This window comes from Pectobacterium quasiaquaticum, assembly GCF_014946775.2.
In the GTDB taxonomy this organism is placed as follows: Bacteria; Pseudomonadota; Gammaproteobacteria; order Enterobacterales; family Enterobacteriaceae; genus Pectobacterium; species Pectobacterium aquaticum.
This window is the reverse complement of the sequence record NZ_CP065177.1, coordinates 3855535-3876677: the sequence shown is the minus strand read 5'-3', so window position 1 is coordinate 3876677 and position 21143 is coordinate 3855535. Positions and strand designations below refer to the sequence as shown.

Genomic DNA, 21143 nt, shown 5'->3' with positions numbered 1-21143 from the left:
ATATTAGGTTCTTATCTCTATACCGCCTATTATTCATCCTGGCTAAATATTGATACCTCGAAGACTCTTTTAGACACCGATTTTCCTACGGTTAAGAACATCGGTGTGACCGCAGATTAACGCTAGCTTAGTTGAGTTCTTGGCATGTGGTTCAGAAACTAGCATCGAATATGGCTATTTCATACTATTCCAGAGAGTGTTACCTGTCTTAAGGAGATCCAGCATAATCATTGGAAGCCCCTGTACAGGATTTCCATCGATAAGGTTAAATCCATTCTTTAACCCGGTTTCGGTGACAAAGAATACCCCATCGACATTTCGAAAGTCCGGTTCCTCAGAATGCAATGTAATCTCGCTGGAGGTTTCAATAATGAAGTTTTGATTTCCAGACGGTGTGTAGACAGAGAATTTACCGGAGAAAGGCTGACCTTCATTTACCGTCCCCTGACCGAAAGTGTTCACAACTTCTTCTAGGAATTCAAAATTTGTTCGATGATCGAACGAAAAGCCAGGATCGAGTGCATAGCGTAGAAATCCAGAATCCAGTGATGTTTTAGCGATTCCATCACCGGTTAGTATGCGTGCAGCTGTTGCAGTATCCGTTTCGGTAAATTTAAAGGTCTGCATGCGCCCACTGGTATCATACATTCCCCCACTATTGACGTTGGCACTTACGCCCCCAAACATACGATAGTCACCCAGATCTCTTGCCAGAGCGTCCACATACCCCAAGTCCGTTCCTTGTTGTTGAGTCTGAGCGTACAACTCGGACAACATACTGCGGTCCTCATTGGTGAGGAAGTTAACAGAGGGCATCTGCATCGTAGCTTCGGTTAATTGTGTCTGCACTGATGGGATAGTATCTGTACCACCAAACAAGCGAGACATCATCAGCCCTTTACCACTTATTTGGGCTTGCTTGGTCGATAATATCTCATCCTTCGTGCTATTTACCGTTGTAGGCAAGGGGCGAACTGTTTTTTGGTCATCGCCTGATATATTTTTTATCTGAGCGTATGCCGCTGTGGATGTATTGATAATCATAATGGAAATTACCCCTTGCCTGTTTTTAAAGGAAGCTAGAAATATATCGCTACCGTCAATTATAACGATGTGAATAATTAATTAGGCTAATAAGTATATTCCCAAGTAATGCTCTCTTTTTGTAATGGATGTAGATTCTCTCCGGGTTTTCCCGTCAGTTTGTGCTGAATTTGAATTCGTACACCGTGGTTAAAACGTAACTCATTGAATTGAGCGGTTGTTCCTGATGTACCTTTAGGGACAATAATACATTTTGTTGGTGATGTCTGATAAGGTAGATAATAACATATGTCGACACTTTCAGTATATGCAGTGGGGTAGGACGCTACGCTATAATTTACCTGGGTCAGCTTCTTAGTTTTGCTCAATGTCCCAGAGGGAAACTTTGTTGCACTCGCATAAAACTGGTTCAACGCAGGGGTACTTGAGCCATCGGAATAAACAAATCTTATTTGTGCTGATAGTGGTGTTTCACTGATACTGCCAGTGGCGGCCATTAAAGGGAACGCTGCTACACTGGCAGCAATTAGTAGGGACAAAGAAACGAATTCCTTCTTCATGATTTCTCTTGGGTATTCTTACGTTTTTTTACTCATTACAGTGCTTTTCTGCATCAGGCATCATGGCGGTATTTTTTGCTATCGATATCAGGATGTCAGTCTCTTGGCAGCCTTGTTATGGGGCAATAAATGTCCAACCATTGTGTTAGCAGATCCGGTACTTTGTTAATGGTTCCTATATGACGATTTCCTTCCAGCCAGTGTATTACTGCGCGGTCGGGGCCTTATACGAACTCCGCATTCACTATCCATTATTAACGGAACAAGAAAAGTAAAATTTAATGTTTATAAAAAATAAATCTAAACGATGAACGCTAAAGTGTGTCGGATGTTTTTTTCTATAGCGGTTCCAATTTTTCCGTAATATATATCATACACGTCTGTAATTCGACTGTGATTTTTGAGTTGGCGTTGTTGGTTAATAATGTGATCACGGTAATTATTATTGTGATCATTGTTTTTCCTGTGGGTTTTTTATTTGTTGTTGGTTTTTATTTCCTCAAGGGATTTGTGATGTCGACGGATTTATATGGAAATAAATTAAATTTTTTTCCACCTTTGCCGTTAAATTTCACAAAAGTTAACGTTGTTTTTTAGCGTTCCTCTGAAGTTATGGTGGGGGAAATAATATTACGTCGCCACTGGAATGGATTTGTGGCGCAGATTCAAGGTCTGTGCCGCATCTGAGCTGGGCGGATGTTCCGTCATACAAGCAAAAAAACATTAACACATGGAGAAAAGTGCGATGACTTTTAAAAAGGTGCTTCTGGCTAGTATTGTGACTTCTATGTTTGCTGCTGGAGCGGCTTAAGCGGGGCCTCCAGTGACTGTGACTTTCAAAAACTTGGGCAACGAAACCGCGACATACAAAATTATTACTAACAATGAAGTCAGTACTAACGCCAGCACCAGCCCCAAACCCGCTACGACTGTTCCTGCGAAGGAATCTGATATTTATCGGGTTCAGAATGTCATCAGCCCTGATGCTAATGCAGCAATTGTTCGTTATACCATGGGCAGTAAAACGTGCGTATTCGGTACTACCTTCGTCAATACCATCATTCCTGGTGGCCTTTTTAATCCTGGCGGCCCTAAAAAGGCTCCAAAATGGAATAAATCAGCTGAGGGGAGCGGTGGGGCTGTCTGTACTGCAACGATTACTTCGCAGAGTTTATCCACATATGCGTGGAATGTTGAATTCACAATGAAATAATCAGCAGGCGATGTATTTTGGCTGATAGGCGAGAGGTCGCGTTTTTGTATAAAACGCATCGCTAGCGCTATTATTATGTATGTCATGGGGACGTCATGCATCATTGACGTCCCTTTTTTGACTCGCTCAGCTTTGCTGGTATAGCACCGCGGTATGTTCAATGTCATTGCATCGCTGCTTTTAAATAGGGGCAGATTATGGAAAAAATAAATTCACTTGATGCTGTATCCAGCCGCTATATACCGGCCAATACGGTTGGAAAAAGCGCTGTTGATGCAAAGGCTGTAGCATCGGTTCAAGAGAATAATGCAACAGCGACGAACAATGAGAGCACTCAGGTATCCGCACTCGCTCGTCAGCTAAGCGACGCTGCTGTTCGTGCTGCCGCCCGAGATGCAGGAACCGATCGTGATGGTTTAGGGGAGATCGCCAGATCGGTCACTGAGAAGCTGTTAGGCGCGAACTATGATATGAATAAAGTCGCTCATGATGCTGAAGTGCCTAAAACAGAAGACCCCGATTTATTAGCTCGGGCCAAACAAGCGACCAGCTTCGTGAATGGTGATGGTGCAAATCCGTTCAGGGGAATGTCCCGCGAGCAGTTAGCGTTGATCACCTACGATAAAGTGGTGATTTCACCGTCAATGAAAGACGTGCGGCCTGGTTGGAGTCTTATGATCAAGAGCAGCAGTGGAAGCGTGCCGCGATCGCCAAAATGGATGAGGAGTATAACCGTACTGGACAAGTCTCTTCTGGTACATTGTCAGAGATTATTAAGCATTACAAATCCTTACCAGCAATTGAAGAAGCACAATTGCCCAAAGGATACGATGCGCAGCTATTGTCTCAGATTCAAGCTTCGGAAAGCGGTGGCTTACCTCAGAGCGTAAAGGACTTGCAAGTATTTCTGGATAGTATGATGGAGAGTTGATCTTAGCCAACAGCACATTCAGCCTTCATGACTATCAGCGTTATATATGGCGAACACAACAGCAGCAGTTGTTCGCTTTACCTATTTTTGTATTATCGTGTGAATAGTCGTTCAACCATCGGGTCTATCTATGGTTCAGGATCAACGCAGGTAACTGTAAATTGGCAAAATAGTCAATAAAAAGCAGTCGTAAGTTAACATGATATGCAAGCATTTTTTGCTAAACGATAGAATGTTTGCGTATTTTTTTCTCGCTAGCGTTGAATGTCTCTGTAACATAGACTGCTATAAAAATAGCGTGATTTTGGGAGGTATAAAAGTGTTATCAAAAGTTGATCTAACATCAGGCATCCTTTCCACAATGGGTACTGGAAAGCAAAATCAACCATTTTTCGATAATGAACATCAAATTAATCAGTCAATTGAATCGAAATCTAGCACTAAGGTGTCGCTGTCGTCTCAGGCACAGCAGCAGGCTGCATTACCTGATTCGATTGTCAAAAGATACCAAGAATTACGTAGTCGTGTCGATCAGAATGAAGTTGATTCTTATATTCGAGACCTATACGCAACACCTCGTCATTCAGGAGAGTTAGTTTCCATCGAACATTATCCTGATGTGTTTAATTCTTATACTGGTGAGCAAGTAACACCTGAGTCTGCTGCTAAATTTGCTGAGTGGGATCAGGCCGTGTTAGCAGAAACGACGCGTATATATAATAGTGAACGTGCAAAGGGTTCTTCATCTTCAGACATTTATTTAAAAATTCAGACGCATATAAGCCAACAACCAGAGAGTTTTTTAAGAAAGATCAATTGGCCGAACCAAGAGATGTAATTGATCGCTCTGCCCGTTTTATACCCGTAATACATCAAATTGCAGGTGCGTTGGCTACGTCATGTGGCACACTGATGTGTATCTCCAATGCTTTGTGTTGTTCAAAACCCTAACGTTTTATTCAAAACGCAAATTATTTTAGGCATATAGAATAAATATCTCGGCAATACGGAGTAATCGGAGAGGTAGCTAAATGATGATGTTGAAGGCTTTTCCTAAAGCATAAACAGTAGGATAATCCGATTCATATGATGCTCTAGGGGATCGGCAAAGAGGCAAGGATGTCTGATGCAAGAATAACGGATCTGATCTGTTTACAAGCTATTTCACACCTCTACAGTACCGGCGCTTCTTCTCAATCGGTATTACATGATATTTATCTATCCATTCCTGCCGGACAAAGCTGCGCTATTGTTGGTGCATCGGGTTCTGGTAAAAGCACCTTGCTCAATATCATCGGTTTACTCGATCAGCCCGTTTCAGGGCGTTTACTGCTTTCTGGGCAAGATATGACCAAAGCAAGTGCCGATGAACGCGCCATCATGCGCAATCAGGTCATTGGTTTCGTCTTCCAAAGTTTTAATTTGCTGCCGCGTCTGGACGCGTTGGATAACGTCGCACTCCCCTTGATCTATCGTGGAATGTCTCGGCAGGCTGCTCGGCAAGCCGCGCAAGTACAACTGGCGCGCGTTGGTTTGGCTGAGCGAACCTATCATCGCCCTGCTGATTTATCTGGTGGCCAACGTCAGCGGGTCGCGATTGCACGCGCACTGGTTGGCGAACCAGCACTTCTTCTCGCAGATGAACCAACCGGCAACCTTGATAGCCAAACAGCTGATGACATCATCACGCTGTTACTGGCATTGAACCGCGAACAGGGGACGACATTAGTGATGGTGACACATGATGAAGGTATAGCTTGTCGTATGGCTCGGTGCATTCATGTGCAGGACGGACGAATCCATGAGGTGAAGCATGTCTGACCGTCGTTTACGAACGCAAGCGTGCCAGACCCGACAATCCCACTATGGTCCTTCTCTGCAACAGCGTCTGCTTGAGCCATTGAACAGTCTCATTCTTCTAGGGCGGCGTGCCGTTCTGGCCCTGCTTGGGATTGCTGTGGGGTGTGGTTCTGTTGTTGCGTTGCTTAACATCGGGCACAACGCGGAAGCTGAAGCCATGGGGGTATTCAAAGGCATGGGCAGCGACCTGCTGGTCGCTGCCGTACAGAATAGGGCAGGGAGTCACGCTATTGGTTTGGTGCCTGCGGATCTGGATATCCCCGTTTTGCGACAAAATTTGCCTGATATTAAAGCAGCAACGGCTCTCATTATTACTGCTACTGAGGTGCGATTGCGCGGCCGTTCGTTTACCGGCATGGTTGTGGGGAGCAGGGCTGAATTGTCGGAAGTCTTAGGATTAAAGCTCGCACAAGGTCGCTACCTGAGCGATTTCGATGCACAAAGTACTTACATCGTGTTGGGTGCGAATGTTGCCGAACAGTGGGCATCGCAGGGGGGCGTAGCCGCTTTAGGTGAGCGCGTGCAGGTGAGTGGATACTTATTTGAGATCGTAGGAATCCTTCAACCGCAGGGGAACAACCCTTTGGTTCCCGTCTCAGTTGACGACGCTATCTTGATGCCGATCTCTGGTATGCGTCGTGTCATGCCAACACCACAAATCATCAGCGTGATTGCACGTAATAGCAGCAGCGACACGTTGGTGCAAACGGGCTCGCAGCTAAAGGATTATTTGGTGTCTCTGATGCCGAAGGTTGATATCGATGTGCAAATCCCACAGCAACTACTGGAGGGAATGGCGCAGCAGTCGCGGATGTTTTCATGGTTGCTAGCGGGGCTGGGAGGTATTTCCCTGTTGGTCGGTGGGGTAGGGGTGATGAACGTCATGGTGATGAATGTGTCCGAGCGGCGTCGCGAAATTGGTGTTCGTATGGCATTGGGCGCGCGACCACGTGATATTGCGGGGCTGTTTTTGCTGGAGGCTGTTGTGTTGTCTGCTTGTGGAGCCCTGATCGGGGCGATATGTGGTGTTGCGGCGGCGTGGCTGTTTGTCTTTTTTTCAGGTTGGTCCAACTTTTCACTTTCGGTATTGTCACTTCCCCTTGGCATTGGCAGTTCATTGGCGATTGGTCTGTTTTTTGGGCTTAACCCAGCAATGACTGCGGCTCAGCTCGAACCCGTACAGGCGCTACGCGATGCGTAAATCTCTCCTGTGTTTACTGATCCTGTTTTCTGCCCATCAAGGGTATGCAGAAACGGCTTTGAATCCTTCTCAGGCGACGCGGCAAGGGCTGGCGGACATGAGCGTATCGCTAAATGCGCAAACTATCGATCTCACGCTAAGCGATGCCATTTATCTTGGTTTGCGTGACAATCGCGCGATCCGCAGCGCCTATCTGGATCGTATCTCGCAGAAATTTGATCTGCGTGTCGCGGAGGATCGTTTTACTCCCAAATTGTCGCTGACGGGTAGCTATCTTTCCAATCGCAATCAAAGTGATCGTTATCGACAGGGCAACCTGACGCCAACATCGACACTGCTCACGCCTTATGGCACCCGCTTCAGCCTAGGCTGGACCTACCGCCACACGCAGGCTGATAACGCAGGGTTATCGCGTAATGATGGTGCCAACATCACGGTGATTCAGCCTTTGCTTCGTGGAGCAGGTAAAGATGTCACTACTGCGCCAGTTCATATTGCGCGTCTGACTGAACAACTCAATCGTCTGACGTTGAAATCTACAGTCTCGCAGACTATTACGCAGATTATCGCTGCCTATCGGGAACTGCTGCGTTCACAGGAGCAACTGCAAATTGCTCGTGATGTTCTGGCGCGTGCGCGCCAACTGGTTGACGTCAACCGTGCGATGATTGCCGCAGGGCGTATGGCCGAGTTTGAAATTGTGCAAACCGAAGCTGAAGTTGCCACGCAGGAATTGGCGTATGAGGAAGCTAGAAATCAACTGGATACCGCGCGGCTTGCGCTGCTGCAACTTCTGGCGTTGGATTTAAATACGCTGATTGTGGCAACAGAATCCATGCAGGCACAGCGCGTTGATGTCAACGCTGCGCAGGCGTTGAAACAGGCCGAAGCTTCTCGACCTGCTTATCTTGCACAGATTATCGCTAACGAGCAGGCGGCGCTCAGTCTGGCGGTTGCGCGTAATGATCGCCTGTGGGATGTCTCGCTAGTCGGCGGAGCGAGTCAGGTTCGTGACCGTGCAGCACAGAATAGCACTTCACGTACCTGGGAAAATTATGTGGGTGTTCAGGTGGAGATCCCGATTGGCGATCTGAGTACCCGTCAGGCTGAGGTTCAAGCGCGGGTCAATGTGCGTAATCAGCACATTCAGTTGGATGAGGTTAGGCAGCAGCTTGAACGTGATGTTGCCAATGCGGTGCGTGATATTGGGACACGCTGGCGGCAATTCGAGATTTCTCAACGTGCACGAGATCTGTCACGCCGTAAACTGGACATTGAGCGAGAAAAGCTCACGGTTGGGCGTTCCAGTAACTTTCAGGTGCTGAGCTTCGAGAACGATTTACGCAACGCGGAAAACGCCCGTCTCAATGCGCTCATTAGCTACCTTAATGCGCAGGCTGAACTGGATGAGACGCTGGGCACTACATTACAAAGCTGGGATATTGCACTTAATGATTAGACATCGCTTTCTATCTCGACTGCGTCGGCGTCACTATATTATCGTGTCGCTGATTGTGGCATGTGGTGTATTTATGTGGCTATTGACTGGGCGTACGGGTGAGCAGGAAAGCGTCCCTCAGGGGCAATGGCTACCCATTCAGCCTCAGCGATTGGAAAATCAATTAGGGCTGGTGGGACGAATTCAGGCCGCGACGCAGACAACGCTAGCTGCCCCTTTTGAAGGCGTTATCCGTGAGGTACTGACGCGTGAGGGGCAACGTGTCGAGCAAGGGCAAACATTGCTGGTACTGGACCCTGGGCAAATTGAGATTCAGCTCCGTCAGGCGCAGGCTGAACTGCTCAAAGCACAGCGTGAGGTGCAGTCACTCAAGCAGTGGGAGCAAAGCGCTGAGGTATCGCGGGCGCGACGTGCGGTAAATTCAGCCCAGTCAACGTTTAGCAACACGCAGGCCAACCTTCGCGATACACAGGCGCTGTTCGAGCGTGGCATTGTTGCGCGAATGGAAGTGGATACGTTAAAGCAGCAGATTCGTACCCAGGAGCAGGATGTTATCGCGGCGCAAGAGGAGTATCGAACGGTGTTGGCACGTGCGAACGGTGAGGATCGTAAGATTGCTGAGATGGAACTGATCAATGCACAGGTTCGCCATCAGGCGTTGGCGACACAGGTTGAACGACAGACCGTCAAGGCGCCGTTTAGCGGTTTTGTGGTGCGTCCTGCGACACCTGATAATGGTAAGCCTGTGGTCATCCAGCCCGGTTTGCTGGTTAGCCAAGGCGCGCCGCTGTTTGGCGTCATTGCCCAGGACCGTTTTCAGGTGGCAACTCGGGTAGAAGAGACGGATCTGCATCAGCTACAAGAGGGGATGGTGGTTAACGTGAGCGGGGATGGATTTGCCGGACAGACCCTGACAGGCAAGGTTACTTCGATTGATATGCAGGCCGATGCTGCTGAGATGTCAGGTAGCGGCGCTTATTATGATGTGGTGGTGTCACTTGATACGCCGTTGGCGGATTTAAGGCAACATATTCGACTGGGGATGAGCGCACGGCTGGCTATTATTGTCTATTGTAATGAGCACGGTATCGCGGTGCCTGCACAGGCTGTGCAGACTGATGAGAATGGCCGAGCCTATGTGGTTTACCGTCCGACTGCTGACAAACCGTCAAAGAAAATTAACGTGACGTTAGGGAAAACGGTGGCGCAGGGCGTCGAAATCTCCGGGCTGGCGGCGGGTGAAGTACAGATTCCGTAATTATCGGCTTAAGCATGTGCCGGATACTAGAAACGATAATGGTGAGTGTGTCGGTTTCTATTTTTTGACGCAGAAGTGGGTGTTAGGGTTGTTAGCACATGCTTGCCGTTTATTTCCCCTGAACACCCGCCTCGAAAATTAGCCGCTGTAGGACGATTGATCTTGCTTATTCAGCCTTTCCCGCAGGGGTGGTATTGCTCCCCATTGGGATATTACGTGGTAAAAGCAGGTCGAACAGATTGTTCAGCGGGTTTGCATTTTTCCCAGGCTCGCCGGTCACAAAGTTGTAATCCATTTCGATTAGATGTTTGAGTCGAGATTCGTAGTTGGCGGGAGCCTGTACCTGTTCGATTAACGGCAAGCCTTCATAGTGTTCCAGAACAAGTTTGAAGAACTCGGTTTGTTTAAATTCCCCTCGATTCCATTCTTGCTTGCTCTGCGCTACGACTCGATGGCTCCAGGCGCTTTCTATTTCATTTGATTCATGCAATGCCGCTCTGCGCTCGTTGACGGTAAAGGTATTGCTATCATCATAAATAATGAGTGAGAGTTGATCGCGAGAGAGTCCTTTAAAGGGGTTTGAGCCATGACCGTTAGCGAAGTCATTAGCTTGCTTTGCGCGAGCAAGTAATTGCGGATCGTCAGTATCAGGTAATTCTTCAGCTAGCGCTTTTCGGCGGCTTTCATAGCTGCTACCAGCCAGTTCCTCAATGACCGAATGTGCATATGACGCCAGTTTTCCACGGCTATTGCTGCTATCCCTCGCTTCTGCACGTATTGCGGCATCATTCAATTGCCGTGCCAGCGACGATACGCTGCTTTTATCTTTTGTTGTTGATTCATTTGAGGAGACGGATGACGTCGTTTTGTTCGACGTGTTGCCTGTTACCGCAGATGAGTTTGTTTTTTCCGTATCTCTAACATCAATGCTTTTGGTGGCGGGAAGGTTATTTAAATTAATCATCTTCAGGTTTCCAGGTAGCAGGCTGATATCTGAAAGATAAGCCACGCTAAAAGGTGGCTTATCCAATTTACTCATGTAAATGCTTCACCTGAGTGGTTCTATCTCATGGTGATTTCAACATCTGAATCATAAGTTGTGACACTGGCATAAGTGACTCGCAGATCGCATCGAGCACCGTTGCTTGGCGTTGTACTCTTCGTCCACTGTGGAATTTTATTCCCCAGAACATATTTTACAGTATAGGTCATATCAAATTGACAGACTTTAGTTCCAATCTTGTAGCGAACGTGCATTGAACTCACGTCATTATATGGGCTGGAGATTGTATAAGCATTTGATTGCCCAGCTAAGACGGAAGCCATTGGTGTGGGGGATGCGTTCGCTTGTGAGAAGACTTCTGCGGTTGTCGTCGGTGAGAATATTGCAGCTGGAGCAGAGGCCGAACCTAAATTCTTAAATGTTACATTGAATTTTGGGCCTGCATTGGCGGCAGCTGACGCTAACAGCGCTGTTGCAACAATAGAAGATAACAATACTTTCTTTGTATTCACTTGAAAAACTCCATGTATTTTCATCTGAGGCTACAGTCTTTTATCCTTACTCATACCATAGGGCGGAATACAGCGTCTGCGCGCTGTAGCCATAAGATTCAGACAAACCGCGATATGGGTATTAGTATAAAATCGGCAATTGAATTAAATAACTTTAATTCTTTGTGGTTATTTTGAAATAGATTTATAGCCCATGTTGATATATTTGGTGCGCTATTTTACTGAGTTTATTATTATTCAATCCCAGTGATGTTTCATTTTAATATAATTTCCATGAAATTATATTCATGGCTAATGTTTTTGATCTGACTATTCTGAATGCGTTAAATTTTAGCGCACTGTCTCGTGGTGTTATTAGGGAAAAACATGGTGTTGCAAACTTGTCACCGAAGCGTGATACCTGAAGCGTTTACTTGTAGACTGCTCGCACTATTCTCATTTTGCTACCCCACATCATTCGAGTGGTGAAAACGTGTCTACACCACCGCCCGACATGTGACGTACGTCGATAAAAGGATTTGCCATGTCCGCCCATTCCCCATCGTTAAAGTTTTATCTGGCTATTGGCCTGCTTCAGGGGCTGCTCCTTGTCGCGGCGCTGGAAATGAAAGAGGGCGCTCTTCAGGGAATGCTCATAACGATAGCGGTGGTTGGCGGCATCAGTCTGCAATTGCTGGAACGCACTCTCTTTGTGAAAAAGACGTGGCTGTTGGCTGGCGTGTTGACCGTGCTGATGACCGCCATCAGCGGTTGGGTCCTCTTCGAAAATGGACTATTCCGTCTGCTGGATTCCTGGGTGCTGTGTGGCATCCTCCTCGGCTATATCTGCTGTACTTTCATTTGCAGTTGGCCAGACCGTGAAGGGCGATGGCCGTCCTATGACGCACTTTGTAAACACGCCTGGATCAATATTTTTACTGTGCTGCTGGCCTGGTTACTTGTTCTGGTTGTTGTGTTGTTGCTCGTGCTGTGCGGCATGCTGTTCGACATGTTGGGATTCCGGCAGGTAAGTAAAGTATTCAGTCATTACCGATTCTATATGCTGCTTTTGCCGGTAGTGTTTTCTCTCGGCATATATATCGGAATGACCAAAGAAACCGTAGTCGGGTTGCTGCGCGGGATTCTGCTATCGGCGTGTCGTTTCCTGCTGCCGTTTAGCGCACTGATTACGGTGGTTTTCACCTTGACGCTGCCTTTTAGCGGTCTGGAACCGATATGGAATACCGGCCGTTCCACTGTCATTCTGTTATGCCTGATGGGCGTAAACCTCTTTTTGATTAACTGCACGTCTCAGGATGATAACGAAGGCCGCGCTTACCCGGCAGTGTTACGCGGGCTGGTTAGCGCCAGTGTGATGTGCTTGCCGATTTTGGTTGGATTAGCGGGCTATTCCAGCAGGTTGCGTATCGAACAGTATGGCCTGACGCCTTTCCGTTTTCAGTCGATCTTCGTCGTGTCGATCGCGATGCTTTATAGCCTGGCGATGGTATGGGCCGTCATCCGCCGCTCTGGCGTTTGGCTGGGGAACCTGCGCACGAGCAATCCGCTGCTTGCTGCTGTCACCTGCGTTCTGATGGTATTGCTGCATACGCCGTTGTTAAACCCAGAAGCGTTTAGTGCGAGAAACCAGGTTCAGCGTCTGCTTAGCGGGAAAACGCCGGTCGATGAATTTGACCTGTGGGCGCTGCGCGATGAGTTAGGGGCGGCGGGCAGGCAGCAGTTTACCTGGCTGACTGAGGAATTGAAGCAAGACCGGATACTGGATGAAACAGGGCGTCAGGCGCTGCGCGATCGGTTGCAGGGGCGCGCCGCACAAGTCCGCCCCGTTCAGGTCGAATGGGTGGGGCTGCTGGAGGACGGGGTCGAAAGCCTGTTGCAGGGCGATAATTTAGGCAATAGGTGCAGAGAAATCGCTTGCCTGCTCTTTGCGATTGATTTGACTGGCGATGGCCATAATGAAGTGCTCATTTTCCCTCGGGTAGGCTGGGGTGGCGGTGGCAAGATCCTCGCCCGTGATGAACAGGGGCAGTGGCAGATTGCGGCCAGTATGTATGGCGCGATAGGTACGGAAAAACTGGTCGAGCAGGTGAAGGACGGCAAGGTTGAAGTAGTTACACCACGCTTTAAGACTGTCAGAATCGGTGACCAGAATATGGAGATTACGTATCCCTGATTCCACCCTACGTTAGGTATTACTTATTGATTCGATAAAGACAACGGATTGGTGATAGTGATCACGTTTCTGTACTTTAGCCACATGCGAAAACACATGAGGATAAAGTGATGTCAGTAATCAATACCCAAGTTAAACCATTCAAAAACATGGCTTTCAAAGACGGTCAATTCATTGAGGTGACGGAGAAAAACATCGAAGGCAAATGGAGCGTGTTCTTCTTCTATCCGGCTGACTTTACGTTTGTCTGCCCGACCGAACTGGGTGATGTCGCTGACCACTACGACGAATTCCAACAGCGTGGCGTGGAAATCTACTCTGTTTCCACCGACACCCACTTCACGCACAAAGCGTGGCACAGCAGCTCTGAAACCATTGGCAAAATCAAATACACCATGATCGGTGACCCAACGGGTCAACTGACGCGTAACTTTGAAAACATGCGCGAAGCAGAAGGTCTGGCCGATCGCGGTACGTTCATCGTTGACCCACAGGGCATCATCCAGGCGGTAGAAATCACGGCGGAAGGTATTGGCCGCGATGCTTCTGACCTGCTGCGTAAAGTGAAAGCGGCGCAGTACGTGGCTTCTCACCCAGGCGAAGTGTGCCCAGCCAAGTGGAAAGAAGGCGAGGCTACGCTGGCACCGTCTCTGGATCTGGTTGGCAAAATCTAAGCTGACACCTCGGAAAATATGACTGTTTTGTCGGGTGCATTGCACCCGATTTTTCTGGCCCGGCTTTTTTGGGCCAGCATCCCCGCACGATTTTGCTTTTGTACTACCTTGCCTAATTAAGGACGACCAATGCTCGACAATACGATGAAAGTCCAGTTGAAAGCCTATCTGGAAAAATTAACCAAACCTGTTGAGTTGATTGCGACTCTGGATGACTCTGCTAAATCTACTGAAGTCAGAACCCTGCTGGCTGAGATTGCCGAGCTGTCCGATCGGGTAAGTTTTATTGAAAAGAATGATTTGGCAGTACGTAAGCCTTCATTCCTGATTACCAATCCAGATTCCCAAAGTGGCCCGCGTTTTGCCGGTGCGCCAATGGGACACGAATTTACCTCCCTGATTCTGGCGTTATTGCAGGTGGGCGGTCATCCGTCGAAAGAAGCGAAAGAATTACTCGATCAAATCCGCCATCTCGACGGTTCATTCCACTTTGAAACCTATTACTCGCTGTCCTGCCACAACTGCCCGGACGTGGTGCAGGCACTGAATTTAATGGCGGTCTTGAATCCAAATATCACCCATACCGCGATTGACGGTGGCGTGTTCCAGGATGAGATTCAAAGCCGTAATGTCATGGGCGTTCCGACCGTTTTCCTGAACGGCGAACACTTTAGTCAGGGGCGCACGAGCCTGGCTGAGATTGTGACGAAAATTGATACCGGTGCGGGCGCTAAACAGGTTGAGAAACTGAACCAGCGTGACGTCTATGATGTGTTAATCATCGGTAGCGGCCCAGCGGGCGCAGCGGCGGCGGTCTATTCAGCGCGTAAAGGCATCCGTACCGGTTTGGTCGGTGAGCGCTTTGGTGGTCAGGTGCTGGATACCGTTGATATCGAAAACTACATTTCCGTGCCAAAAACGGAAGGGGCTAAGCTGGCGACTGCGCTGAAGAGCCATGTTGATGACTACGATGTCGACGTGATCGACGCGCAGAGCGCAGAAGCCTTAATTCCTGGTGGCGAACCGGGTAAACCGCATCAGGTGATTACCGTGTCCGGTGCGACGTTGAAAGCGCGCAGTGTGATCATTGCGACCGGCGCGCGCTGGAGAAACATGAATGTACCCGGCGAAGATCAGTACCGTACGCGCGGCGTAACATACTGTCCGCACTGTGATGGCCCGCTGTTTAAAGGCAAGCACGTTGCGGTGATTGGCGGCGGAAACTCCGGTGTCGAAGCGGCTATCGATCTGGCTGGCGTGGTGAAACATGTCACGCTGCTTGAGTTTGCGCCGGAACTGAAAGCGGATTCGGTATTGCAGGAGAAAGTACGTAGCTTGCCGAATGTTGACATCATCCTGAATGCGCAAACCACGGAAGTGAAAGGTGATGGACAGAAGGTGACGGGGCTGAGCTACAAAGATCGTATTACTGATTCAGTGCATGATTTAGCGCTGGAAGGGATCTTCGTACAAATTGGCCTGCTGCCTAACACCCACTGGCTGGAAGGTACGGTAGCCAGAAACCGCATCGGTGAAATTGAGATCGATGCTAAGTGCGAAACCAGCGTGAAAGGGATCTTTGCTGCCGGCGACTGTACGACGGTGCCGTACAAGCAGATCATTATCGCGACGGGTGAAGGCGCAAAAGCGTCCTTGAGCGCCTTTGACTACCTGATCAGAACCCGTGCATAACGTCGGCCTGTTGAGGACGAAGGTGGATATATTTGCCATCCTTCTGTTTCTCTGACGACGATCTTAACGTTCCGCGCGGCGATGCCTCATCAAAGAGGTGTCGCCGCGTTTTTGTTTTTTGATCGTAAAATTTTTCTTTCGATCGTAAAAAGTAGATCTCAGCCCTTGCTAAAGGACAATAAGAAATTCATAATGCTCGCCGCTTTGTGCTGCTGCCCGTTTTTTACTGTCCACACAGCATCCTGTTTCGAGCGCAAGCGTTACCTCAAATCCACATCATTTTTTATCAGTTAATACAAAAAATAATATTCTTCTTAACAGACTTATCCACAGGCTGTGAGTTGGTTATTTATTAATCACGCTATATTTTTGATAAAATACTGTAGAGTATCTTATTGATATCTATTTATAAATTTTACTTATAAAACATTATAACTATCGCTTGTACTTTTTGTGACAGTTGATTGGCAACGGTTTTTTTTATTTATTCACAGCGCGTGCGACAAACTGATGACAACAGTTTTGAGCGGCTCACGCATCACGCGGTAATCCTTTCTCTACTGCACGAATAAGTCGTTTTTTCTGTGTGGATTGGACGTCGATTCCCAGTGATGCACGGCGTTCCAACTGCTGATGAACTGCCCAGTGGATATGTTCATCTAACAGTTCGCTTTCACCCAGACGCGCCTGCAGCGCCAGTACGATACTATCCTGATAGGGAGCATTCCCCAGTGCGACAGCAATATTGCGTAGCCAGCGGAGATGGCCGATGCGCCGGATCGGCGACCCTTCCGTAATGCGCAGAAATTTCTCTTCATTCCAGCCGAATAGCGCCAGCAGCTCTGGCGTATGCAGCGCGGCACGCGGGCTGAAATCTGCCTCGTCGGTAAGTTGTGAAAACCGATTCCACGGGCAAATCAACTGACAGTCATCACAGCCATAAATGCGATTACCCATTAGCGGACGAAATTCTTCAGGAATCGGACCTTCCAATTCGATAGTCAGATAGGAAATGCAGCGGCGGGCATCAACGGTGTAAGGGGCGACAATCGCGCCGGTTGGGCAGGTGGTCATGCAGGCGACGCATCGACCGCACTGTTCTTCCTGTGGGCGATCGACGGGTAGGGGTAAATCGATCAGCAGTTCACCGAGAAAGAACCAGGAACCGGCTTCTCTATTCAGAATTAGTGAGTGTTTACCAACCCAGCCAAGCCCGGCTTTCGCAGCCAAAGGACGCTCCATAATGGGAGCGGAGTCGACAAAGGGGCGAAAATTCAATTCACCGCAGTATTCCTGAATCTGGTCGCCGAGTTTTTTCAGTCGCTGGCGTAGCAGCTTGTGGTAATCACGGCCGAGCGCATAGCGGCTAACGTAGCCGAGCTCTGGGTTTTTTAAGGTACTGGCGAATGCGGCTTTGGCTGGCAGGTAATTCATACGAACACTGATGACGCGCAGTGTACCGGGCAGCAATTCATGCGGACGCGCCCGCAGCATACCGTGGCGCGCCATCCAGTCCATTTCCCCGTGGTATTGCTTATCCAGCCAGTCCTGAAGCCGAGGCTCTTCTGCGGACAAATCGGTGTCGCAGATTCCGACCTGCTGGAACCCCAATGCCTGTCCCCATTGTTTGATGTGTTGCGCTAATTCGTTGAGATCGTAGGGGTATGACATGATGGGGCCACAGAAATAAACAAGACGTGCCGATGTTACCATATTCGCGCTGCAGAGCCGATGCCTGCTGAGATGTGCGGAATGCTGGCGGTCGTTTAGGTTGCTTGCTAATTTTAAGCCATTGTAATGAAAACTAAGAGCAGATGATGACGCGTCACGACCGGAAGCGAGAGGATGAGTTGCCTGATTCGGTGTTTTACGCCGAGTGGGTGCGGTGTGAAGAAGCCAGAGCGGCCAGCGAGTCGGGGCTTTCGCTGTGGGAACTCATGCAGCGTGCGGGAGAAGCCGCATTTCAGGTGGCTCGCCGATGCTATCCCTCAGCTCGACGCTGGCGGGTGCTGGCTGGACACGGCAATAACGGCGGCGATGGATATGTGGTCGCCAGTCTGGCGCTGGCGGCGGGCATAGAGGTAGATGTTGTTGCCTGTGTCAGCGATAAGCCGCTGCCTGATGAGGCTCATCTTGCGCGCCAGAGCTGGCTGGAACAGGGTGGTCGTGTTCAGGACGTGAATGCGCAGGATGGTGATATACCGTGGCCGGATGGGATCGATCTCATTGTTGATGGTCTACTGGGAACCGGTCTTTCCGCTGCACCGCGTGCGTCTTATGCGGCGTTAATGACGCAGGCGAACACCTATCCTGCTCCCATTGTTTCACTGGATATTCCCTCTGGTTTAGATGCCGAAACTGGCGCCTGTGCGGGCGTTGCGATTTGTGCGGCACAGACGGTGACGTTTATCGCGCTGAAACCGGGACTACTGACCGGCCGCGCCCGTGAGCACGTCGGAACATTACATTATCATTCGTTAGGATTGCAGGCGTGGCTGGACTGCCAAACCGCGCCGATACGACGGTTGACCGCGGCGCAACTTCCCGAGTGGTTGACGCCTCGTCCAGCCGGACAACATAAAGGTGATAACGGCAGGCTGCTGGTGGTAGGCGGCAACGTCGGCTTAGGCGGCGCGGTATTGATGGCTGCGGATGCGGCGTTACACAGCGGCGCAGGATTGGTGCGAGTACTTACTCACAAGCAGTATCAATCGGCGTTTCTGACGGCTCGGCCTGAGCTGATGGTGCAAGAATTGACGACAAAGACGCTGCGGCAGGGGCTGGAATGGGCCGATGTCGTGGTGATTGGACCTGGTTTAGGGCAGGATGACTGGGGCAAAAGTGCACTGCGTCTGGCAGAAAATTGTAACAAACCCATGTTATGGGATGCGGATGCGCTTAACCTGCTGGCAATCAATCCGCATAAGCGGCAGAATCGCGTGCTGACACCTCACCCCGGTGAGGCGGCACGTTTACTGAATTGCCGCGTCTCTGATATTGAAAGCGATCGCTTACTGGCGGCCACAAAGTTGGTAAAACGCTATGGTGGTGTTGTCATATTAAAAGGTGCAGGAACGGTGATCGCCAGCGAGCGAGACGAGGTTGCCATTGCTGATGTGGGAAACCCCGGCATGGCGACAGGTGGCATGGGTGATGTGCTGTCGGGTATCGTTGGCGGTTTGCTGGCGCAAAAGCTCTCGCTGTATGATGCTGCCTGTGCAGGGGGTGTCGTACATGGTGCGGCGGCTGATTGGCTGGCAGCGCGACGCGGTACCCGAGGTATGCTGGCAACCGATTTACTGCCTGTGCTGTTCCGATATGTGAATCCCGAGCGGATGTTTCTAGAGCCGATGTTTTTAGAACCGATGTTTTTAGAACAATAGATAGAATGAAAAAAATAGTCTTACTTCTGCCGGATGAGGCAGCAACGATCTCTTTAGGTACGGCGCTGGCGAAAGCCTGTGACGGTGCTTGTGTTATCCACCTTTATGGCGACCTTGGTGCGGGAAAAACGACGTTTAGTCGCGGTTTTCTACAGGCGCGCGGTCATAAAGGCAATGTTAAAAGCCCCACTTATACGCTGGTCGAGCCTTATGCGTTATCGCCGCTGGCGGTCTACCACTTTGACCTCTATCGACTGGCCGACCCGGAAGAGTTGGAGTTTATGGGGATCCGCGATTACCTGGCACAGGATGCCATCTGTCTGATTGAATGGCCGCAGCAGGGTGCTGGTGTGTTGCCTGAGGCGGATATCGAACTGCATTTGCGCTACCAGGATCAGGGCCGACAGGCTGAACTGTCCGCTGTCTCTGCGGCGGGAGACGCGATGTTACAACGTTTTTCTCTTCAGCTAGGAACAGCAGAATCATGATGAGTCGTCTGGTTACGCTGTTCATCGGCGTATGGCTGTTGCTGGCAAGCTCGGCGTGGTCGGCCAATCTGTCGGATATCAAGGTGGATAATGCGTCAGGCCAGGCCACGGTGCGCCTGAGCTTTAGTGGTCAGCCTATTTATGCTTTTTTCCCGCTCAGTAACCCCGCCAGAGTGGTCATCGATATTCGTCAGACTGGTGTCATTAATGGCTTGCCGTTGGATTTCAGCGGACAAAATCTAATTAAGCGTGTGCGCACCAGCAACGCGCAGGATGCACAAAGCCTGCGTTTGGTGCTGGATTTGACCCAGGCGGCTAAAACGCGGGCGGTGACGCAAAAAGAAGGTTCGGGCTACGTTGTTGTCTTCACCATCACGGGTGATAAAGCGAAAACGGTACAAGCCTCAGCGCCTCCGGCTTCACGGCAGCAAAATAGTGCGCCGGCAGAACCCGCCAAAAATCCGTTTAGTAACAAATCGACGGTTGCAGTCAACAGCAGTTCGTCATCTACCCGCGCGCCGGCCCAACAAGGTAATGAACGGATTGTCGTGGCGATTGATGCCGGTCACGGTGGACAAGATCCTGGTGCGATTGGCACGAACGGGCTGCGGGAGAAAAATGTCACCATTTCTATCGCGCGTAAGTTACAAGCCTTACTGAATAATGATCCGGCCTTTAAAGGCGTGCTGACGCGTGACGGCGACTACTTTATCTCCGTTATGGGGCGTTCGGACGTGGCGCGTAAGCAGGGTGCGAATCTGTTAGTGTCGATTCACGCGGATGCTGCGCCGAACCGTAATGCTAAAGGCGCGTCTGTTTGGGTACTGTCCAACCGCCGTGCGAACAGTGAAATGGCAAACTGGCTGGAGCAGCATGAGAAACAGTCTGAACTGCTGGGCGGGGCGGGTGATCTACTGGCGAACAGCAGTGCCGATCCTTACCTCAGTCAGGCGGTGTTGGATCTGCAATTCGGTCACTCTCAGCGAGTGGGGTATGACGTCGCGACCAAGGTGCTGCGTGAGCTCCAGCGCGTCGGTGGGCTGCATAAACGACGCCCTGAGCACGCCAGTCTGGGTGTGTTGCGTTCGCCAGATATCCCCTCTCTACTGGTGGAGACTGGGTTTATCACCAATGTCTCGGAAGAGCGACTGCTGGGGAGTAACGATTATCAGGAAAAAATTGCTAATGCGATTTATCAGGGGCTGAGAGGTTATTTCCAAACGCACCCGATGCAATCCCTCCCAAAGCAGGAAAGCCGCCCACTACAGTCGGCGGCAAGTGATACAGAAACGTCGGGCGGTAACGTGACTACGGCAAAAGCGAGTGCGGGCAGCGCGCGTCATACCGTTGCGCGTGGTGAAACGCTCTCTTCGATTGCTCGGCATTATGGCGTTAGCCTCGCGGCTATGCGTGATGTGAATAAGCTGAACAACGACATCGTCTGGGTTGGACAGCGCTTGAATATTCCGGCTACTGGGACGAGACAGACGGCATCAACACCTGCGCCTAAAAAGGCAGCGCCGGTGAAGCATAAGGTCGTAAAGGGTGATAGCCTGAGTGCGATTGCTGCCCGTTACGGTGTCAGCATGAAAGAGATCCAACAGGCGAATAATATGCGCTCCGGCACGGTACAACTGGGGCAAACGCTGGTTATTCCGTCTGCCTGATTCTTCATGCTGACGATGTCGATAG

Annotated in this window: 18 protein-coding genes; 13 read left to right on the top strand and 5 right to left on the bottom strand. The window is 49.7% G+C overall.

Features of this window, described 5'->3' with window-relative positions:
• Positions 1–174: 174 nt before the first annotated feature.
• Together IG609_RS17670 and IG609_RS17665 are read right to left on the bottom strand one after the other, a co-directional pair.
• Positions 175–1044, bottom strand: a complete 870-nt coding sequence (locus IG609_RS17670) for a hypothetical protein (RefSeq protein ID WP_193398179.1) — start codon at positions 1042–1044, stop codon at positions 175–177.
• Positions 1045–1130: 86 nt separating this feature from the next.
• A complete protein-coding gene (locus IG609_RS17665; RefSeq protein WP_193398180.1) occupies positions 1131–1604 on the bottom strand; it encodes a hypothetical protein in 474 nt (157 codons plus the stop codon).
• Positions 1605–2427: 823 nt separating this feature from the next.
• Here IG609_RS17665 and IG609_RS17660 point away from each other — a divergent pair.
• The 7 genes from IG609_RS17660 to IG609_RS17630 all read left to right on the top strand — a co-directional run bounded on the left by IG609_RS17660 (position 2428) and on the right by IG609_RS17630 (position 9526).
• Complete coding sequence (locus IG609_RS17660; protein ID WP_226374129.1) at positions 2428–2817, top strand: hypothetical protein; 390 nt, start codon at positions 2428–2430, stop codon at positions 2815–2817.
• A gap of 197 nt (positions 2818–3014) precedes the next feature.
• Entirely contained in the window at positions 3015–3707 is a 693-nt protein-coding gene (locus IG609_RS17655; RefSeq protein WP_226374128.1) for a hypothetical protein, read from the top strand.
• Between the two features lie 360 nt (positions 3708–4067).
• Positions 4068–4586 carry a hypothetical protein gene (locus IG609_RS17650; RefSeq protein ID WP_180785246.1) on the top strand — a complete coding sequence of 173 codons (519 nt, stop codon included), beginning with the start codon at positions 4068–4070 and terminating at the stop codon, positions 4584–4586.
• A 281-nt stretch (positions 4587–4867) separates the two neighbouring features.
• Positions 4868–5569 (top strand): ABC transporter ATP-binding protein, encoded by a 702-nt coding sequence (locus IG609_RS17645; RefSeq protein ID WP_226374127.1) that lies wholly within the window; start codon positions 4868–4870, stop codon positions 5567–5569.
• Complete coding sequence (locus IG609_RS17640; protein WP_193398181.1) at positions 5562–6809, top strand: ABC transporter permease; 1248 nt, start codon at positions 5562–5564, stop codon at positions 6807–6809. The genes IG609_RS17645 and IG609_RS17640 overlap by 8 nt, the downstream gene beginning before the upstream one ends.
• Positions 6802–8268, top strand: coding sequence for a TolC family protein (locus IG609_RS17635; RefSeq protein ID WP_193398182.1), 1467 nt, complete (start codon positions 6802–6804; stop codon positions 8266–8268). The genes IG609_RS17640 and IG609_RS17635 overlap by 8 nt, the downstream gene beginning before the upstream one ends.
• A complete protein-coding gene (locus IG609_RS17630) occupies positions 8261–9526 on the top strand; it encodes an HlyD family secretion protein (protein WP_193398183.1) in 1266 nt (421 codons plus the stop codon). The genes IG609_RS17635 and IG609_RS17630 overlap by 8 nt, the downstream gene beginning before the upstream one ends.
• Positions 9527–9692: 166 nt before the next feature.
• Here IG609_RS17630 and IG609_RS17625 read toward each other — a convergent pair whose 3' ends face one another.
• Together IG609_RS17625 and IG609_RS17620 are read right to left on the bottom strand one after the other, a co-directional pair.
• Positions 9693–10490, bottom strand: coding sequence for a hypothetical protein (locus IG609_RS17625; protein WP_193398444.1), 798 nt, complete (start codon positions 10488–10490; stop codon positions 9693–9695).
• A 98-nt stretch (positions 10491–10588) separates the two neighbouring features.
• The gene (locus IG609_RS17620; protein WP_103861990.1) at positions 10589–11041 is read right to left on the bottom strand and encodes a hypothetical protein; all 453 of its coding nucleotides are present in this window, start codon (positions 11039–11041) and stop codon (positions 10589–10591) included.
• Positions 11042–11564: 523 nt separating this feature from the next.
• Between IG609_RS17620 and IG609_RS17615 the strand changes: the two genes are divergently transcribed.
• The 3 genes from IG609_RS17615 to ahpF all read left to right on the top strand — a co-directional run bounded on the left by IG609_RS17615 (position 11565) and on the right by ahpF (position 15580).
• Positions 11565–13214 carry a DUF4153 domain-containing protein gene (locus IG609_RS17615; RefSeq protein ID WP_193398184.1) on the top strand — a complete coding sequence of 550 codons (1650 nt, stop codon included), beginning with the start codon at positions 11565–11567 and terminating at the stop codon, positions 13212–13214.
• Positions 13215–13324: 110 nt separating this feature from the next.
• Positions 13325–13888 carry an alkyl hydroperoxide reductase subunit C gene (gene ahpC / locus IG609_RS17610; RefSeq protein WP_039278061.1) on the top strand — a complete coding sequence of 188 codons (564 nt, stop codon included), beginning with the start codon at positions 13325–13327 and terminating at the stop codon, positions 13886–13888.
• Between the two features lie 129 nt (positions 13889–14017).
• A complete protein-coding gene (gene ahpF, locus IG609_RS17605) occupies positions 14018–15580 on the top strand; it encodes an alkyl hydroperoxide reductase subunit F (RefSeq protein WP_193398185.1) in 1563 nt (520 codons plus the stop codon).
• 531 nt (positions 15581–16111) lie between these two features.
• On the opposite strand, the gene queG is transcribed toward ahpF, so the two are convergent.
• Complete coding sequence (gene queG, locus IG609_RS17600) at positions 16112–17251, bottom strand: tRNA epoxyqueuosine(34) reductase QueG (RefSeq protein WP_039317738.1); 1140 nt, start codon at positions 17249–17251, stop codon at positions 16112–16114.
• 143 nt (positions 17252–17394) lie between these two features.
• Between queG and nnr the strand changes: the two genes are divergently transcribed.
• The 3 genes from nnr to amiB are packed head-to-tail and all read left to right on the top strand — an operon-like array spanning position 17395 to position 21118.
• Positions 17395–18963, top strand: a complete 1569-nt coding sequence (gene nnr, locus IG609_RS17595) for a bifunctional ADP-dependent NAD(P)H-hydrate dehydratase/NAD(P)H-hydrate epimerase (protein ID WP_193398186.1) — start codon at positions 17395–17397, stop codon at positions 18961–18963.
• Between the two features lie 5 nt (positions 18964–18968).
• Positions 18969–19451 (top strand): tRNA (adenosine(37)-N6)-threonylcarbamoyltransferase complex ATPase subunit type 1 TsaE, encoded by a 483-nt coding sequence (gene tsaE / locus IG609_RS17590; RefSeq protein ID WP_193398187.1) that lies wholly within the window; start codon positions 18969–18971, stop codon positions 19449–19451.
• The gene (gene amiB / locus IG609_RS17585) at positions 19448–21118 is read left to right on the top strand and encodes an N-acetylmuramoyl-L-alanine amidase AmiB (RefSeq protein ID WP_193398188.1); all 1671 of its coding nucleotides are present in this window, start codon (positions 19448–19450) and stop codon (positions 21116–21118) included. Before tsaE ends, amiB begins: the two co-directional genes overlap by 4 nt.
• Positions 21119–21143: the final 25 nt, after the last annotated feature.